Source organism: Fervidobacterium pennivorans DSM 9078, from assembly GCF_000235405.2.
In the GTDB taxonomy this organism is placed as follows: Bacteria; Thermotogota; Thermotogae; order Thermotogales; family Fervidobacteriaceae; genus Fervidobacterium; species Fervidobacterium pennivorans.
The window spans coordinates 1,514,411-1,529,912 of sequence record NC_017095.1; the positions used below are offsets into that span (position 1 = coordinate 1,514,411).

Below are 15,502 nucleotides of genomic sequence, written 5' to 3' on the forward strand. Positions count from 1 at the left end.
AATCAACGTGGGGGTGACTTTTTCGTGAATATCAAAAGGGCTTTGATAAGTGTCTCTGATAAGACCGGTGTTGTTGAATTTGCGAAAGAACTCCATGCTCGAGGTGTGGAGATAATAAGCACAGGTGGAACGGCAAAACTTTTGGCAGATGCAGGTATCCCTGTGAAGCAAGTTTCAGAAGTAACAGGCTTTCCTGAAATCCTTGGTGGTCGCGTAAAAACTTTGCACCCTTTTATTTTCGGCGCTATTCTTGCTAACCTCGATGAACAGTCCCATATCGCAGACTTAGAAGAACACTCCATCGTTCCTATTGATATGGTAGTCGTTAACTTGTACCCATTTGAAGAAGTTCAAAAACAGACACGCGACGAAGATACTTTAATAGAAAACATCGATATCGGCGGCGTTGCACTGTTAAGAGCAGCCGCAAAAAACCACAGAAACGTAGTCGTTGTGTGTGACCCAAACGATTACCAAAAAATCATAAAATTGATAGATTCTTGTGGGGACATTCCTCTTCACGATAGAAGAATGTTCGCTCTTAAGGCATTTTATTACACCATGAAATACGATGCCACAATCCATAAAGTTCTCTCGGAACTATTCGCTTCTGAAAAATATGAACACATGACATTTGAAAAATTCTCCAGTCCTCAAACTAGCTATGAAATCCTCGACGACGTGAACGAAAAATTTGTAAAGCTCAGTAAATACACAAAACAAGCCACTGCAATAACACTGGGAGCCATTGTTGTTGCAAGTGAACCAGATTTGGTTATTGGATTTAATGACTCACTTCCGCTCTCCATGGTCAACTTAAAAGCCTCTGGAGGAAGAATATGCGACCTTACAGGGTCAACGCTTGTTTTGAGAAAACTTACAAACGACATGGCGAGGAAACTCAGAGAAAGTACATTCACCACAATCGCATTTGAAGAAATCGAGGATGAAGAATACGCAAAAGATACGCTCAAAGGAAAAGAACTAATTAGATTTTCTTACACAATCGATATCACTGAAGTTGATAAAATACCGATTGCACAGATGGTTGGAAATATGATGTTGAAAAAAATTGTAAAACCGTGGAATGTCTTCCAACTACTCCTAAGCTTCATGCCAAAGAACACATTAATCGCTGAGCAAGATGATGGATTCTTCAAATTTGAAATATGTACAAACAATGCATTGGAAATCCTTGAAAGACTTCTAATTATGACCGAAAAGATGGGAACCAAGATACTAAATATCTATACGAACGCGGAAATTGATAGTTTGTTCACAAAAATTTGTGGTGAAAGGGCTATTAACATTTTCACTTTCTGAAATTAAAAGCCATTAGTTCAATGAGACGGTTTTCAAAATAACCCCCTTAGTCAGGCTTGCGAGCACGCTCGCAAGCTTTTTTGTTAATTCATACAACCTACCTAATTCTCCTTTTTCTTCCGCTCTTTTGAAATCTTCCATGGATGCTTTTCTTTCGTATAGTATCTGTCCAAAAACCCTTTTAACTTCCGCATGAATATCAAAAAACATCGAGTAGGAATACATTATCGCTTCATATATCAGTTGTTCATCTGAAACCGGCAGTATCAAAGGCTTTGCATCCCTTATCATCTGTCGGAACTCCTCTTTATATTTTGAACTATTTAGCAAGAAAGTCATATAACGATCGTACGTGCTATGCGCATTTCTAAGAAATTTTCTGATTTTCGGATCGAAGATATATTGGATAAGTTCTGGAACCGTTCCAGGTCTGACATGGTATGGTTGCATTAAATCTTCGAGATAATGAAGAGCGTACGCAAGAAACCTGTAGCCCCAATACTCATCTCCCTTTTTAAAAGCTTCACGTGACATCCTGACAAAGTGCAAGAAAGATTTATCACCCTCAAAGTATTCAAAGAATGAAACCTTCAGATATGCATGCCTATTCGCTTGTGTATCTCCGATTAAGTTTCTTAAAATCTCTGATTGTTCAACAAAATCCATACCGTTATCTGGGAAGCAAGCATATACAAGAAATACAGCCCATACAGGAAGTCTACCATCTTGAACAAGTTGATTTGGCGAAAAGCTTATTCCACTTTTTCTTACCAAATCTTCGTCAATATTTATCCTTGCCTTATCCGTCAGGATAAGATCTTCTGTCACATACCTTTGTCCATTGTAAGCTCGTTTCTCCAAATAAGTGTATTGCCTTATCTCAACAAGCCTTTGATAATCAAATTCCGGAATAGATGTAACAACCAAAAACGTGAAAACATCGTGACCTCCCCATGCTAAAATTATGCAAGAGGATACCAGGAGCACCATTACAATCGTAATCAATATTATATAACTCTTCATCAAAAACACCTTCCTTAACTTCTTGTATCATGATTATACCATCAGAAATGTCAGAAAATGCCAACCTGGGTGTTATAATACATGTGTATACTTAAAAACAATCATTAAAATACACCGAGGTGATTGCCGTGAAAATTCTTCATACATCCGATTTGCATCTAAGAACGGACACACCTGAAAGATGGGAAGCACTTGAACTCATAGTGAACAAAGCAAAGGAGAATTCAGTTGATGTTTTGGTAATCTGCGGAGACTTATTTGATAGCAAGGAAGACGCCATGAAAAGTTACGAAAAGCTAAGAAAAATATTCTCGCAAGCATCTTTTCAAACTTTAATTCTTCCCGGCAACCATGATGAAAAATTCTACGAAGACGGGCTTTATCTTGGAAACAACGTCACTATTATCTCGAGTGAAAACAATGTCTTTGAATTTGGTGATGTGAAAATAATCGCCATTCCATTTAAGAAGGAATACTCATCTTCTAAGGAAACAATTAAGATAATTCACGAAGCTAACACATATACATCTCACACCAAGCCAAACATCCTACTTTTCCATGGAGAGCTGATAGCACCATTCTATGAACCTGACGACTTTGGTGAAAGAGGTCGTTACATGCCTATAGATTTGAATATCTTCAAATCACTTAATTTTCAGTATATTCTGGCAGGGCATTTTCACACAAAACTCAGCATATTGAAAGCCTCTGATAAATTCTTTGTTTATTCCGGTTCACCCGTATCTATCACAAAAAAAGAAAGGGGCAAAAGAAAAGTTAATCTACTGGAAGTAGGCAAAGAGCCAAAAGAATTAGAGATCGAATCATTCTATTACGAAGAATTCGAAATCAGACTAAGCATATTTGATGACCACAATCCCATCAACAAATTCACAGAAGAACTAAAAAGCTTCAACATCCCACCAAACTGCTCACCCATCTTTAAAATAACCGGTCACTTCGATGGTGCGAAACACGCTCTTAGCGAATCAGAATTAAACTACAAACTACAAACGCTTGCGAAAAACTTCAACACAAAATCTGAAGTCGAATTTTTAGCAAAGGACCTGGGAAGACTTAGCAACAACCCGATATTCGAAAAAATACTCGAGAAGGTTCGAAAAATAAACGATGAAGAACTCAACGAAGAAGACAAAAGACAACTCATCGAGATATTCATTAACGCTATGATATGAAAATAAACTCCTACCGGGAGGGGAACTATTGTGAGAATAAAAGAATTCCACATTAGGAAATACGGGCCTATAATGCTTTCAAAATCATTCCAGCTGGGTAATTTCACAATATTCTACGGAAAAAACGAAAGTGGAAAGACGTTAACAATAGAGGCCATTCTGAAAATACTTGTCGGTAAAAAAGAGGCAAAGGAAAAATATTACGAAAACATTGACCGAGTAAAAGAATTTCCCGCTGGTTATCTCATCTTGGAAGATGGTGAGAGGTCAGTTCGTGTAGAAAATGGAGAATTTTTAAGACAGTTCAATTTATCCCACGAAGAACTGAAGAACACAATCATCATTCGAAACAGCGATTTGAGTATCGAAACCCCTCAAAAAAGCAAAGAATCAGACATATACAGCATAGTCACTGAGAAACTGGTAGGTTCAAGGATATCAGAAATTCAGTCCATTAGAGCAAGAATTTTGGAAAACAGTATCATCACAGAAAGCGGAATATTTAAAGACCAAAAAGACGCAAGGTACAAACAGCGCTACGAAAAAGCAAGGGCTGTAATCCAAGAAATAAATGCACTATTACCTTCTCTTGAAAGTGCCGATTACTTCGAAATAGAAGAAAAAATAACAAAAATACAATCGGAAATCGAACTATTGAAGAAAAAACTAAACACTTTGGAAATTGTGAAACAAGAAAACCTTTGCAACGAACTACTAGAAGATATCCATAAACTCGAGTCGGTGGTAGAAAAGCTAAAAGAATACGAACCTTACACAAGCGAAAAATTGCAAAAACTAATCGAACTCGAAAACGAAATCAAAAACCATGAGGCAAGGGTAGAAGAACTAACAAAAAGAGCGGAACAAACAAAAGAATCTCTCACAAAAATTACAAGCGAGCTATCGGATATACAAAAGAACATTCCAAGGATACGAGAACAATCCGAAATTGCAGCAAAAATAAAGGAAAAAATTTTGATTTACGAATCACAAGATTCAAGGTTTGAACAGTTAAAACGCAACAAAACTCTCTGGCTCATTTTAACTATCTTTATGCTCATCGCTGGAACATTTTCTCTTGTCTTCGCACCAGGGGCTGTCCTCAAAAGCGCGCTTTCTTCCCTTTTCTATGGAATTTCTATCTTCATGCTGTTAAAAACTTTCGAAGCAGTTAAATTAATCAACAACGTGGAACAAACTCTGAGAGAAATTCTAAAAGATGCAACCGAACTTTTCAGAATGCCATTCAATGATGTTACTGAAGTTAAAGCCAGATGCCTGGAAGCTGAATCACAGTACAAAGAAATCCTCCAAAGAGAAAGCCAACTCAGAACAAGTCAAATCGAAATTGAAAATAGCAAAAGTAGTTTACACACCGAACTCGAAAGTCAGCAAAACGCACTTTCAAAAGCTCAAAGAGAGAGGGAGGAACTATTAAATCTATTATCTGTAAAATCACCTGATGAATTAAGACAAAAACTTGACGAAAAATCAAAACTCGAAGGACAGTACCAAGCACTAAAATCCCAAATCCTCACGAAATTGAAAACCTTCGCTGTTAAGTTTAACGAACTTCCAAACGACTTACCAGAACTGTTCGATACGGACGCAATTCGAAACTTAGAAAACCTAAAAGATATTATACACAATTATCTGAAGGAGCTCAGTATCAGCAAATCAAAAGAAACCAAAGAAACAAGAGAACCTGTCGAATTAGTCGAATCAGAGGAAGCGATAAAAAGTAAAATTGACCAACTCCAAAAAGAACTGGAAATCCTAAAAAACAATCAAAGACAACAGCAAGAGAATATGAAATTTATCCTCATTAAAGTCCAAGAATCAAAGCTAATAGACAGTCTATTCGACGAAATACCAGACGTTGTATACAAATCACACCTTGAAAAACTTAAATCACAACTTGAGAAGTTAATTACCTGCATGGATAAACGAAAGAAAATCGAACTAACCGCTCTTAAGATACTCCAAGAAACCGAGGAGGAAGAAAAGAAAAACATATCCGACATCTTCAAACAAAGCAACCTAATAAAGCTCTTCACAGAGATTACTGATGGACGTTACGTAGATGTCGCATACGAAAGTAACCAAGGTAGCGGCAAAATAAAAGTCAAAGATATATCCGGAATCGAATTTACACCCGAACAACTCTCAGCAGGCACTTACGACCAACTTTACTTTTCTATTAGACTCGCACTTGCAGAACATCTCTTTGGAAAAAACAGCGGTGAAAAAGCCTTCTTTATCCTCGATGACCCGTTCGTAAAATACGACAGAAACCGTCTTGAAAAACAAATCAAAAAGCTTGTGGACTTATCAAATCAAGGCTGGCAGTTTCTGTATTTCACGGCAAAAGACGAAGTTATTGAAATAGGTGAAAAAATCGGTATCGATATTATCAAACTTGAGGAATTTATATAGGAAAGGTGACACCAAAAAAAGTAAATGATAGAATTTAAAACGGCGAGCTCGAAATATACAAAAACACGGGAGTCAACTATGTAAAATTAAATTTTGAGTAGAAGACGAAAATGTATGATCGATGTTGAATTTCTCGCGCTTTTTCATCATAGCAAATATCGTCCTTAGCAATTTGTGCGCTACACTCATCATCGCTTTTTTGTATACTAACCCTTGCGCTCGTTTTCTTTGAAAATATGCTTTAAAATATTCGTTGTGTCTCACTACATTCACACTCATCAGCCAAATTATTCGTCTCAGGTGTGCATTGCCCCTTTTGGATATACGGCTTTCTCCTTTGTGTTTGCCTGATTCATCTACGCTTGGGTCAAGCCCACAATAGGCAATTAGTTTTTTGTAAGTGCTAAATCTTGAAATATCGCCAACTTCGGCAAGAAAATACAGTGCGCTATTTTCACCAATTCCGTCAATGGACGTGAGTATTTCAACATCTTGATTAAGCGAAGCACATTTGCAATATTCTTTGAGCATCTCATCAAACTCATTAAGTTGCTGTTGTAAAAATCGAAGTTCCTTGATAGTTTGAATAAGAATCTTCTCTTTCACTGGCCAATACTGAGCGATGGAGTTGTTAGCAAGCTCTTTAAGAGTTTCTGGGGTAAGTTTTAACTTTCTACCGATTGTTTTTGAAAAGAAAACACGTAGAGAATCAATGGAGGCTTTTTGGATAGCTTTAGCAGAAGGGAAAGAAGAAAGCAAATCCAAGATAGCATCATTGTAGATGTTGGTCACTTTTTCAAGTTCAGGGAAGAGGAGAGAAAGAAGCTTTTCGATGTCGTTTTTGACTCTTGAGATTTGATGAGTGATGCTTTCCTTTTTCCTTGCAATATCCCGAAAATCTGAGTTGAGGAAAGAAGAAGTAGGAAGAATGTGATGGGTATAGAAGATGGTAAGAGCAATAGAGCGAGCATCGATTTTGTCAGTTTTAGTTTTCCTAAGCCCAACGGGAAGAGATTTGTTAACAAGCAAAGGATTAAGAACGACACAAGAGAAATCATTGAGAGAGAGGAAAGAAAGAAGGTTAAGATGGTAACAGCCAGTAGACTCCATAGCGATAAGGACAGAAGACTTAGGGAAAACGGAGAGCTTTTGAACAAAGGAGGAAAACCCTTGTTTGGACATATCGAAAGCAGATTCGAAGATGATAGAATTAGGATTTTGGATAGCACAGGCGTTGAACTTATGCTTGGAGATGTCAATACCGACAAAGATGGAGAAGTTTTGAGACATACTAAAACCTCCTTTCGATTGAATAGGTTAAAAGGCGAGGGCAGGGGCCTGCTGAACCAAACCTCCAGTGTGACGAGGGTTAAAAACCCAACCAACTTATCATGGTTAAAGGCAGGCGACAGACTCCCGTAATGGCTTGAAAGCCAAGGGACACTAAGTCGTCCTGCCCTGCCTATTTTTTGACTAAAATATTTATACCATACTTTTACGTAGGAGGAGATATCGTGGCAATTTTAGTAGCCGGAGGCGCAGGATACATAGGTTCACATGTCTGCAAAATGCTAAAAGAGAAGGGATACGATGTAATCATACTGGACAACCTTTCTCATGGACATCGTAGCTTTGCAAAATATGGCGAATTCATACTAGGTGACATCGCAGATGAAAGTTTGCTTGATTTGGTATTCACTAACTACAACATAGAAGCTGTAATGCACTTTTGCGCTTACATCGAGGTAGGAGAATCAGTCAAAGACCCGAACAAATATTATAAAAACAACGTTTCAAACACTATTACATTACTGAACGCTATGCTCAAACACAACGTAAAATACTTTGTATTCTCATCAACTGCTGCAGTATATGGCATGCCAGAGCGTATCCCCATAAAAGAAGACGACCCAAAAGCACCAATTAACCCCTACGGTAGAAGCAAGTACATGGTTGAACAAATACTCGAAGACTACGACCAAGCATACGGTTTGAAAAGCATTCGCTTCAGATATTTCAACGCAGCGGGCGCTGATGAGTCTTTGGAAATTGGAGAAGCGCACGAACCAGAAACACATCTAATCCCTTTAATACTCGATGCTGCTTGCGGAGTGAGAGAAAGCATCAAGATATTCGGAACAGATTACGAGACAAAAGATGGCACTTGCATAAGAGATTTCATCCACGTTAACGACTTAGCAGACGCGCATATAAAGGGTTTAGAATACCTTATGAGCGAAAACAAAACCGATTACTTCAACCTTGGCAATGGCTCAGGATACTCCGTTAGGGAAGTCATAGAAAAAGTCAAAGAAATCACAAAGATTGATTTTAAAGTCGAAGAAACTGGCAGAAGGCCAGGTGACCCAGCATATTTAATCGCCGATAACGAAAAAGCAAGAAAAATACTCAATTGGGAACCAAAATACGACCTCGAGGCTATTATAAAAACCGCTTGGAACTGGCATAGAAAATTGAGAAAAGATTTTTGCAAAAACAAGTAACATAACAAAAAGGCTTCGGTTTTTACCGAAGCCTTTTTTCTTCCTGTCTTTTGTTGGATTATCTTCTGTATCCTCTTGCCCGTGCTGGTCTTTTGGCTGTCCTAAATGCTTGCCCTTTTGGTCCTTTCAAACTTGCCGTATCGATAACTTTTCCATCTACCGTAACCTTTTCAGCCACTATGAACTTCCCTGTCTGCGTTGTTGCTAACTTTCCAACTATTTCTATCGACTGTCCTGCTTTAAGTTCTACTGATTTGAATATTGGTCCTGCGTGGACATCGTACACCACATCTCCAACTTGCACTTTGAGGGTAAAGCCGTTGTTTACATCCCATGTGTACTCCTTGACCGTCCCTTTGAATGTTTGCGTCTCACCGAGTGTTGTTCCTTCTGGTAAGTTTCTGTAGAGCCTTGTTTGCACGCTTTGCTGAACCTGCGTTTGTTGAGTAGTTGCTGACTGATATCTAGCTGGACCAAATGCAAAAATACTACCTACCAAAAGCACACCTGCCGTTAAAACTACCAAGAACTTTTTCATACCTATCAACCTCCTTTTAAGTTTGTAGTTTTCTTTTTCGTTTTTCGTCCTTTCTTACAAAGGACAATGCAATTGTACTCAGCAAACCTTAGAATGTCCTTGTAGTTTCCTGAAAGTTTGCTTAGAAAATAAAAAAAGCAAGCCGATTCTCTCGGCTTGCTTTGGATGGTCTATTTTATCTTGGCGCTTAAAATACTAAACACTATCTTTGATTAGCCTTAAGCATATCCTCAAACTTTTGTTTCAAACCTTTAGGTTCCCATCGTTGTTGAGTTGGAACCTAAGCCCCACGTTTGGATTATCCGGGTCTATACTCAAAACAATGAACGGAAGGTTGTTGATTATCAAACTTACATCCTCGTTTGTTAATTGCCCATCTTTAAGTCTTTGCATAAAGCTCGTATAAGCCTATTTAAAAAATGACTTCACAAGGACCGATCTTCATTCTATTGTACCTTTACAGTTACCCAACAAGCAGAACGATAAGGTCATTCACATTTGTCCCTGTTGGTCCTGTGAGCAGTAAATCTCCTGCGATTTTGAGCGCGTTATATGAATCGTTGTTTTCCAAAAAGTTTTCTGGAGAAAGACCTACTTTCCTTATTTTTTGAGCTGTTTGTCCATCAACAATCCCACCTGCAGCATCAGTTGGTCCATCTGTTCCATCCGTTCCGAAACTGCAAAGTACGACGTTTTCAAGCCCTTCTACTGCAAGTGCAAAAGATAAAGCCAGTTCTTGATTTCTCCCGCCTTTTCCATTTCCTCTTACTTTCACAACAGTTTCTCCACCGAGTATTATCGCTGCTGGTTTTTTCACCGGTCTGTCGTAGTTTTTTATCTCCTTTGCTATGGAAGCCAGAAATCTTCCTGCTTCTTTTGCCTCGCAATCGAGTGTAGTTGTAAGAATAAGGGGGGTATATCCAAGTTCACTTGCAACTTTTTCAGCGCTTTCACAGGCAACCTTTACACTGCCGATTACGAACGTTTCAACATTTGATAATTCTTTTGGAGTTTCCTGCTCCAACGCTTTTAGGATTTTATCACTCACCGTTATGTTATACTTTCTCAGCACCTCAATCGCTTGCTGAGATGTTGTTGCATCCGGATACGCAGGACCAGACGCAATGCTATCAAGCCTGTCACCCAAAACATCAGATAGCACAAGAGAAATGATTTTTGCTGGGTAGACATGCTGAGCAAACCTTCCACCTTTTACTTTCGACAGATGCTTTCTAACAGTGTTTATCTCCACTATATTTGCACCACTTTTTAAAAGTTGTTCGTTCAGCTGCTGGATTTCTTCAAGGGTAATTCCTTCCATCGGCAGTTCGAATAAAGCAGACCCCCCACCAGAAATAAGGAAGAGAACCATATCACTTTCCTTGAGGTTGTTCGTCAATTCAAAAACTCTTTTGGTTGCTATCAATGTGTTTTCATCCGGAATGGGATGCCCTGCCTCGTAAATTTCAAAATTCTCAATACTTCCCTCGGAATGGTTGTATTTTGTTACAACTACTCCATGAATAACCTTGTCGCTAATTCTTTCTCTAAGCATTTCATTAGTTGCCTTTGCCATACGCCATGCAGCTTTTCCAATGGCGACATCGTACAAGTTACCTTTTAAATCTTGAAATTTGGAAATGTTTTTCTCCAACCAAAACTTGACTGTGCTGTCTGGAAGAATTTCTTGTTTAACTTTCTCAATTATTCTCTTTATATCCTCTCTTAAGTTTCTGTCTCCCAAATATAGCACTCCCCTAACTTTAAATTACGAAAAGGCTTATAACCCAGACAGTAACTGCCGCTGTAAAACCTTCGAGTAAGGTACCCAACGTCTGCAATTTGTACCCAGTTTTGACATCCATTTTTGAGAATTGCGTCACTACCCAGAAGTAACTATCGTTAGCATGGGATACAACCATAGAACCTGCTCCGATTGCTACTACCGTTAGTGCCTTTGCCAAAGGTGAAACAAATCCGAGAGAATCCATGAGTGGTGCAAGAAGTGATGATGTAGTGATTATCGCAACAGTTGACGAACCTTGCGCTGTCTTAATTGCAGCGGCAATTATGAACGGCAACCACATTCCCAAATTTGCAGCTGCCAGAGATTGACCAATCACGTTCGCTATGCCAGAGTTTTGTAAAACCTTGCCAAATGCACCTCCAGCGGCAGTGATAAGGATTATAACACCTGATTGTGTAACAGCTTGTCCTACCCATCCACTCATAGAGAGCATATCCTTAACCAGCTTTTTGGGCAAACTGAGCGCTATCAGTACACCAATGATTAAAGCCGTAACCGGGTGCCCGATAAAGCCTATGAATTCTTTTAAAGCTCCTTCACCAAAAGGTTTTGTTGGAAAATCCGAAACCGATTTCAAAAGTATGAGAACTATTGGAACGACAATAGGTAAGAATGCTTTGGAAGAGCTCGGGGCTTCTTTCATTTTCTGCTCAATTTCTTCTTCAGTAAGTTCAGGCTCAGGATCTATATGAACCCTGGCAGCAAACTTTACTGCAAACAACCAACCAACGATTATGGCTGGAATCGAGACAATTAGCCCCATGAGAATCGTTAATCCAAGGTCTGCCCCTAACGCACCCGCCGCCGCAACTGGTCCGGGTGTGGGTGGAACCATAGTATGTGTCGCATATAATCCTAAACTAAGAGCAATTGCCGTTGCAGCTAAGCTAAGATTGGCTCTTTTTGTTAATGCTTTGTTGAGCGGGCTGATTATAACAAATCCCGAATCACAAAACACAGGTATTGAGACGATGTATCCGATAATACTCATAGCAAGTGGGACGTTTTTCTTTCCAGTTACTCTTAAGACGGACTCCGCCATGGTGAAAGCTCCTCCAGACTTTTCAAGAAAAACGCCGATAATAGTTCCAGCAACAATAACAATACCTATGGAACTAACAGTCCCTCCAAAACCATCGGTTATCGACTTTACCACATCAGCAAGTCTCATCTTGGAAAGTAGGCCATATAAAAACGCAGCAAATATAAGTGCCAAAAAAGGATGGAGTTTCCACCTAACCGTGGAGTAAACGATAAAAACTATCGAAAGCAACAACAGGACAACCAGCCACACTCCCATACTACTTCCCCCCTTGCAAAGAGTTCAAGTTTATTATACCACCGCTGTGCGAAGGAATGAAAAAATTGACATTTAGAAATAGATTTTGCTCACCAACTGTGATAAAATAATGTGTAAGACAACATAAAAAGCTACGGAAGACAAGGAGGAATGACGTTGAAGGTTTTCTCGATCGATACATCTACACCACGGGTTGTTGCCTGTTATTTTGATGAAGAAAAAAAGATAATGATTGAGCTCGATACAAAAGCCAAGCATGGTATTCAAGTGTCTCAGGTAGTTGAAAAGATGAAAGAAGTGGATTTTGCCAATTTAGATGTTATTGGAATAGGAATTGGACCTGGAGGGTTAACAGGGCTCCGGGTTGGTATATCTTTTTGCCTTGGTTTGGGAATTAAAAAAAAGTTCGTTCAGATAAGCTCGCTGAAGCTTATCGCAATGAATGCCTTAATGTTCAACGGATACATCGGAGTTGTCAGAAAAGCAAGGGAAGGTTATCTTTACGCCGGGTTATATCATTCCGAAAATGGCAAATTGCAAACAATTGTTGAACCATTTATAGAATCTATAGATGTGGTAAGAGAAAAGTTCAAAGAAGTTGTATCAAATAAACCAGCACTGATACTTGGAGATGGGGCTGAGAATTTTAAGGATATCGGCATCGTGCTTGAAGAACCAAAGTACTCGGAATTCAATTTACCAAGTGCAAGAAACCTATATCTCTTGACTATTGAAGAAATAAACTCAAACAATTTTGTCGATGCCCTGCACATAGAGCCGCTTTATTTGCAAAAAAGTATTGCTGAGTTGAATTTTGAGAAAAAGCAAAGGCAACTACAACAAATGCAGGAAAAATGAGAGGTGGTTCAATGGCTCATCGTCCAGAAACAAATTCAACCGATGCTCTCTTCCCTAATCTTAAGGATATGAAATTAACCCCCATGATGAAGCAATATCTTGATATAAAAAAGAAATACCAAGATTCGATTTTGCTCTTCCGCCTTGGGGATTTTTATGAAGCATTCTTCGATGATGCACTTGTTGTGTCAAAGGTGCTGAACATTGTGCTTACAAAACGTCAGGAAGCCCCTATGGCAGGTATACCCTACCATGCACTGGATAATTATCTGAAAAAGCTCGTAGATGGTGGCTACAAGGTAGCAATTTGCGAGCAGATGGAAGACCCTGCAACTGCAAAGGGTATCGTTAAGCGGGAAGTGACAAGAGTAATAACCCCGGGAACGCTTATCGAAGACGAACTTTTGACAACGAGTAATAATTACATGGCATCTGTTTACGAAACAAAAGCAGGAGAATTGTACACTGTTCTCACCGATACTTCGACAGGAGATGTGATAGTAAAGAAATTTGATAACCTTGAAGAATTTTATGATTTTGTTGAAACACATGAAATCTCCCAAATCATCTGCCCTGAAAGTTTGTATCCCAAACTGAAAGATAGAATCAAAATCTTCATTGACAGGCTGGATGATTGGTATTACACAGGAACAATCGATGCTATCAAAGAAGCGTACGGATTGGCAACAATAGAACATTTCGAACTTGGTGAAGCACATTACCCACTGGGGGCAACAATCAAATACCTCAACTACACACTTAACAAACAAGCAAAGCTGAAAGCACCAAGAGTGCTTGATGAATCAATTTACATGGTGCTTGACTCTTCTACCATCGAGAACCTGTCACTCATTCCAGGTGAACGTGGAAAAAACCTCTTCGATGTTTTGAATAAAACTAAAACCCCCATGGGAGCAAGACTCCTAAAGTGGATAATTCTCCATCCGCTCAAAGATAGAAAAGCTATAGAGAAAAGACACGATATGGTAAGTGCATTCTTTGAAGATACTTTGCTTACAAACGAAATCAGAGAATACCTCGATGGCGTGTATGACTTGGAGAGAATAATCAACAGACTCCAGTACGATAGTGCAAAGCCAAAGGATTTAATCAGTTTGAAGAACACACTAGAAGTTATCGAGCCTTTGCGGGAAGCTTTGGAAAGTAATGAAAACCTGATAAGCCTCGTTGAAGAACTACCAGATTTAAGCGTGGTTAAAGAAAAAATTCAAAACACGTTAAATGATGAAATAGAGGGAGACTTAGGAGAAGGGAAAATCATCCGAGAAGGTGTATCCAAAGAACTTGATGAATACAGAGAACTTCTTTATCATTCGAACGAAAAACTCAAAGAATTCGAAGAAACAGAGCGAATAAGAACGGGTATTCAAAAGTTGAAGGTAGGGTTTAACAACGTCTTTGGGTATTACATCGAAATTCCGAAGGGTCAAACGAAAAATGCTCCGGAAGATTACACACGACTTCAAACACTCGTCAACGCAGAACGTTACACAAACCCAAAACTAAAAGAGTTTGAACAAAAGATATTGGCAGCGAAAGAACGTGTGGAAGAACTTGAAAAGTTGATATTTGCAAACCTCTGCGACGAACTAAAAACATACACGGAGGCATTGAGAAAAACATCTGAAACACTCGCTTGGATTGATATATACACATCGTTCGCCTACATAGCCAGACTCTATGGATACATCCGGCCTGTTCTTTCAAACGGAGAGTTTGAAATACTACAAGGTAGACATCCTGTCGTTGAAAGGTTCGTTAACGAATTCGTTCCAAACGATACTTACATGGATGAAAACTTGAGAATGTACATACTCACTGGTCCAAACATGAGTGGTAAGAGTACGTATATAAGGCAAATTGGACTAATTGCGTTGATGTCGCAGATTGGCTCGTTTGTTCCCGCAAATTTTGCAAAGATTCCAGTATTTGACAGGATATTCACTCGTATGGGAGCAAGAGACGATATATCCACTGGAAAGAGCACGTTTTTAACTGAGATGAGTGAAGTTGCGCTTATCCTCAACAAAGCAACTGAAAATAGCCTTGTTTTGCTTGACGAGGTTGGAAGGGGAACGAGCACATTTGATGGAATAAGCATTGCGTGGGCTATAAGCGAGTATATATATAATGAAGTGAAATGCAAAACAGTGTTTGCCACACACTTCACAGAACTGACTGAGTTGGCCGATATGTACCCAGGAATTAAAAATTTAACTATCGAGGTCAGAGAAACTCCAGATGGTGTTATCTTCCTTCACAAAGTTGTGGAAGGAGTTGCTGATAGAAGTTACGGAATAGAAGTCGCTGCTATTGCCGGCTTACCACAGAGCATTGTTGAAAGGGCTAAAGAAATTCTGAATATAATCGTTGAAAAGAGCGATATAGAAAAGAAAGTGGGCATTTTGAAGGAAGGACAGATGAAGAAAATAAAATCGACGAAAAAAACTGTCCCAGAGGGACAGTTGAGAATGTTTTGATTAAATTAGCAGAGCA

At 39.0% G+C, this 15,502-nt stretch carries 12 protein-coding genes; 6 read left to right on the plus strand and 6 right to left on the minus strand.

Annotated elements, in window-relative coordinates:
• Positions 1-24: 24 nt before the first annotated feature.
• The gene (locus FERPE_RS07255; protein ID WP_014451986.1) at positions 25-1,323 is read left to right on the plus strand and encodes an IMP cyclohydrolase; all 1,299 of its coding nucleotides are present in this window, start codon (positions 25-27) and stop codon (positions 1,321-1,323) included.
• A gap of 12 nt (positions 1,324-1,335) precedes the next feature.
• Here FERPE_RS07255 and FERPE_RS07260 read toward each other — a convergent pair whose 3' ends face one another.
• The gene (locus tag FERPE_RS07260) at positions 1,336-2,346 is read right to left on the minus strand and encodes a phospholipase C/P1 nuclease family protein (RefSeq protein ID WP_014451987.1); all 1,011 of its coding nucleotides are present in this window, start codon (positions 2,344-2,346) and stop codon (positions 1,336-1,338) included.
• A 128-nt stretch (positions 2,347-2,474) separates the two neighbouring features.
• On the opposite strand from FERPE_RS07260, the gene FERPE_RS07265 reads away from it, so the two are divergent.
• Both FERPE_RS07265 and FERPE_RS07270 read left to right on the plus strand, forming a co-directional pair.
• Positions 2,475-3,542 (plus strand): metallophosphoesterase family protein, encoded by a 1,068-nt coding sequence (locus FERPE_RS07265; protein WP_014451988.1) that lies wholly within the window; start codon positions 2,475-2,477, stop codon positions 3,540-3,542.
• A gap of 30 nt (positions 3,543-3,572) precedes the next feature.
• Positions 3,573-5,978, plus strand: coding sequence for an ATP-binding protein (locus tag FERPE_RS07270; RefSeq protein WP_014451989.1), 2,406 nt, complete (start codon positions 3,573-3,575; stop codon positions 5,976-5,978).
• A gap of 72 nt (positions 5,979-6,050) precedes the next feature.
• Here FERPE_RS07270 and FERPE_RS07275 read toward each other — a convergent pair whose 3' ends face one another.
• A complete protein-coding gene (locus tag FERPE_RS07275; protein ID WP_014450884.1) occupies positions 6,051-7,268 on the minus strand; it encodes an IS110 family RNA-guided transposase in 1,218 nt (405 codons plus the stop codon).
• A 224-nt stretch (positions 7,269-7,492) separates the two neighbouring features.
• Between FERPE_RS07275 and galE the strand changes: the two genes are divergently transcribed.
• Positions 7,493-8,482 carry a UDP-glucose 4-epimerase GalE gene (galE, locus tag FERPE_RS07280; RefSeq protein WP_014451990.1) on the plus strand — a complete coding sequence of 330 codons (990 nt, stop codon included), beginning with the start codon at positions 7,493-7,495 and terminating at the stop codon, positions 8,480-8,482.
• Between the two features lie 58 nt (positions 8,483-8,540).
• On the opposite strand, the gene FERPE_RS07285 is transcribed toward galE, so the two are convergent.
• The 4 genes from FERPE_RS07285 to FERPE_RS07295 form a co-directional block, all read right to left on the minus strand.
• Positions 8,541-9,020 carry a single stranded DNA-binding domain-containing protein gene (locus tag FERPE_RS07285; protein ID WP_014451991.1) on the minus strand — a complete coding sequence of 160 codons (480 nt, stop codon included), beginning with the start codon at positions 9,018-9,020 and terminating at the stop codon, positions 8,541-8,543.
• Between the two features lie 243 nt (positions 9,021-9,263).
• Positions 9,264-9,413: a hypothetical protein gene (locus FERPE_RS10455; protein ID WP_155804129.1), complete on the minus strand. Its 150-nt coding sequence runs from the start codon at positions 9,411-9,413 to the stop codon at positions 9,264-9,266.
• A 70-nt stretch (positions 9,414-9,483) separates the two neighbouring features.
• Positions 9,484-10,764 carry a glycerate kinase type-2 family protein gene (locus tag FERPE_RS07290; RefSeq protein WP_014451992.1) on the minus strand — a complete coding sequence of 427 codons (1,281 nt, stop codon included), beginning with the start codon at positions 10,762-10,764 and terminating at the stop codon, positions 9,484-9,486.
• A 19-nt stretch (positions 10,765-10,783) separates the two neighbouring features.
• Positions 10,784-12,127 (minus strand): GntP family permease, encoded by a 1,344-nt coding sequence (locus tag FERPE_RS07295; RefSeq protein WP_014451993.1) that lies wholly within the window; start codon positions 12,125-12,127, stop codon positions 10,784-10,786.
• Positions 12,128-12,277: 150 nt separating this feature from the next.
• Here FERPE_RS07295 and tsaB point away from each other — a divergent pair, with 150 nt between their 5' ends.
• Both tsaB and mutS read left to right on the plus strand, forming a co-directional pair.
• Positions 12,278-12,985, plus strand: a complete 708-nt coding sequence (gene tsaB / locus FERPE_RS07300; RefSeq protein WP_245530403.1) for a tRNA (adenosine(37)-N6)-threonylcarbamoyltransferase complex dimerization subunit type 1 TsaB — start codon at positions 12,278-12,280, stop codon at positions 12,983-12,985.
• Between the two features lie 11 nt (positions 12,986-12,996).
• Positions 12,997-15,486: a DNA mismatch repair protein MutS gene (gene mutS, locus FERPE_RS07305; RefSeq protein ID WP_014451995.1), complete on the plus strand. Its 2,490-nt coding sequence runs from the start codon at positions 12,997-12,999 to the stop codon at positions 15,484-15,486.
• Positions 15,487-15,502: the final 16 nt, after the last annotated feature.

Bases quoted from the DNA above. Each gene is read 5' to 3' on its own strand.
- FERPE_RS07260 (WP_014451987.1), bottom strand. From the start codon at position 2,346: ATGAAGAGTTATATAATATTGATTACGATTGTAATGGTGCTCCTGGTA.
- tsaB (WP_245530403.1), top strand. From the start codon at position 12,278: ATGACGTTGAAGGTTTTCTCGATCGATACATCTACACCACGGGTTGTT.
- FERPE_RS07285 (WP_014451991.1), bottom strand. From the start codon at position 9,020: ATGAAAAAGTTCTTGGTAGTTTTAACGGCAGGTGTGCTTTTGGTAGGT.
- FERPE_RS10455 (WP_155804129.1), bottom strand. From the start codon at position 9,413: ATGCAAAGACTTAAAGATGGGCAATTAACAAACGAGGATGTAAGTTTG.
- FERPE_RS07275 (WP_014450884.1), bottom strand. From the start codon at position 7,268: ATGTCTCAAAACTTCTCCATCTTTGTCGGTATTGACATCTCCAAGCAT.
- mutS (WP_014451995.1), top strand. From the start codon at position 12,997: ATGGCTCATCGTCCAGAAACAAATTCAACCGATGCTCTCTTCCCTAAT.
- FERPE_RS07295 (WP_014451993.1), bottom strand. From the start codon at position 12,127: ATGGGAGTGTGGCTGGTTGTCCTGTTGTTGCTTTCGATAGTTTTTATC.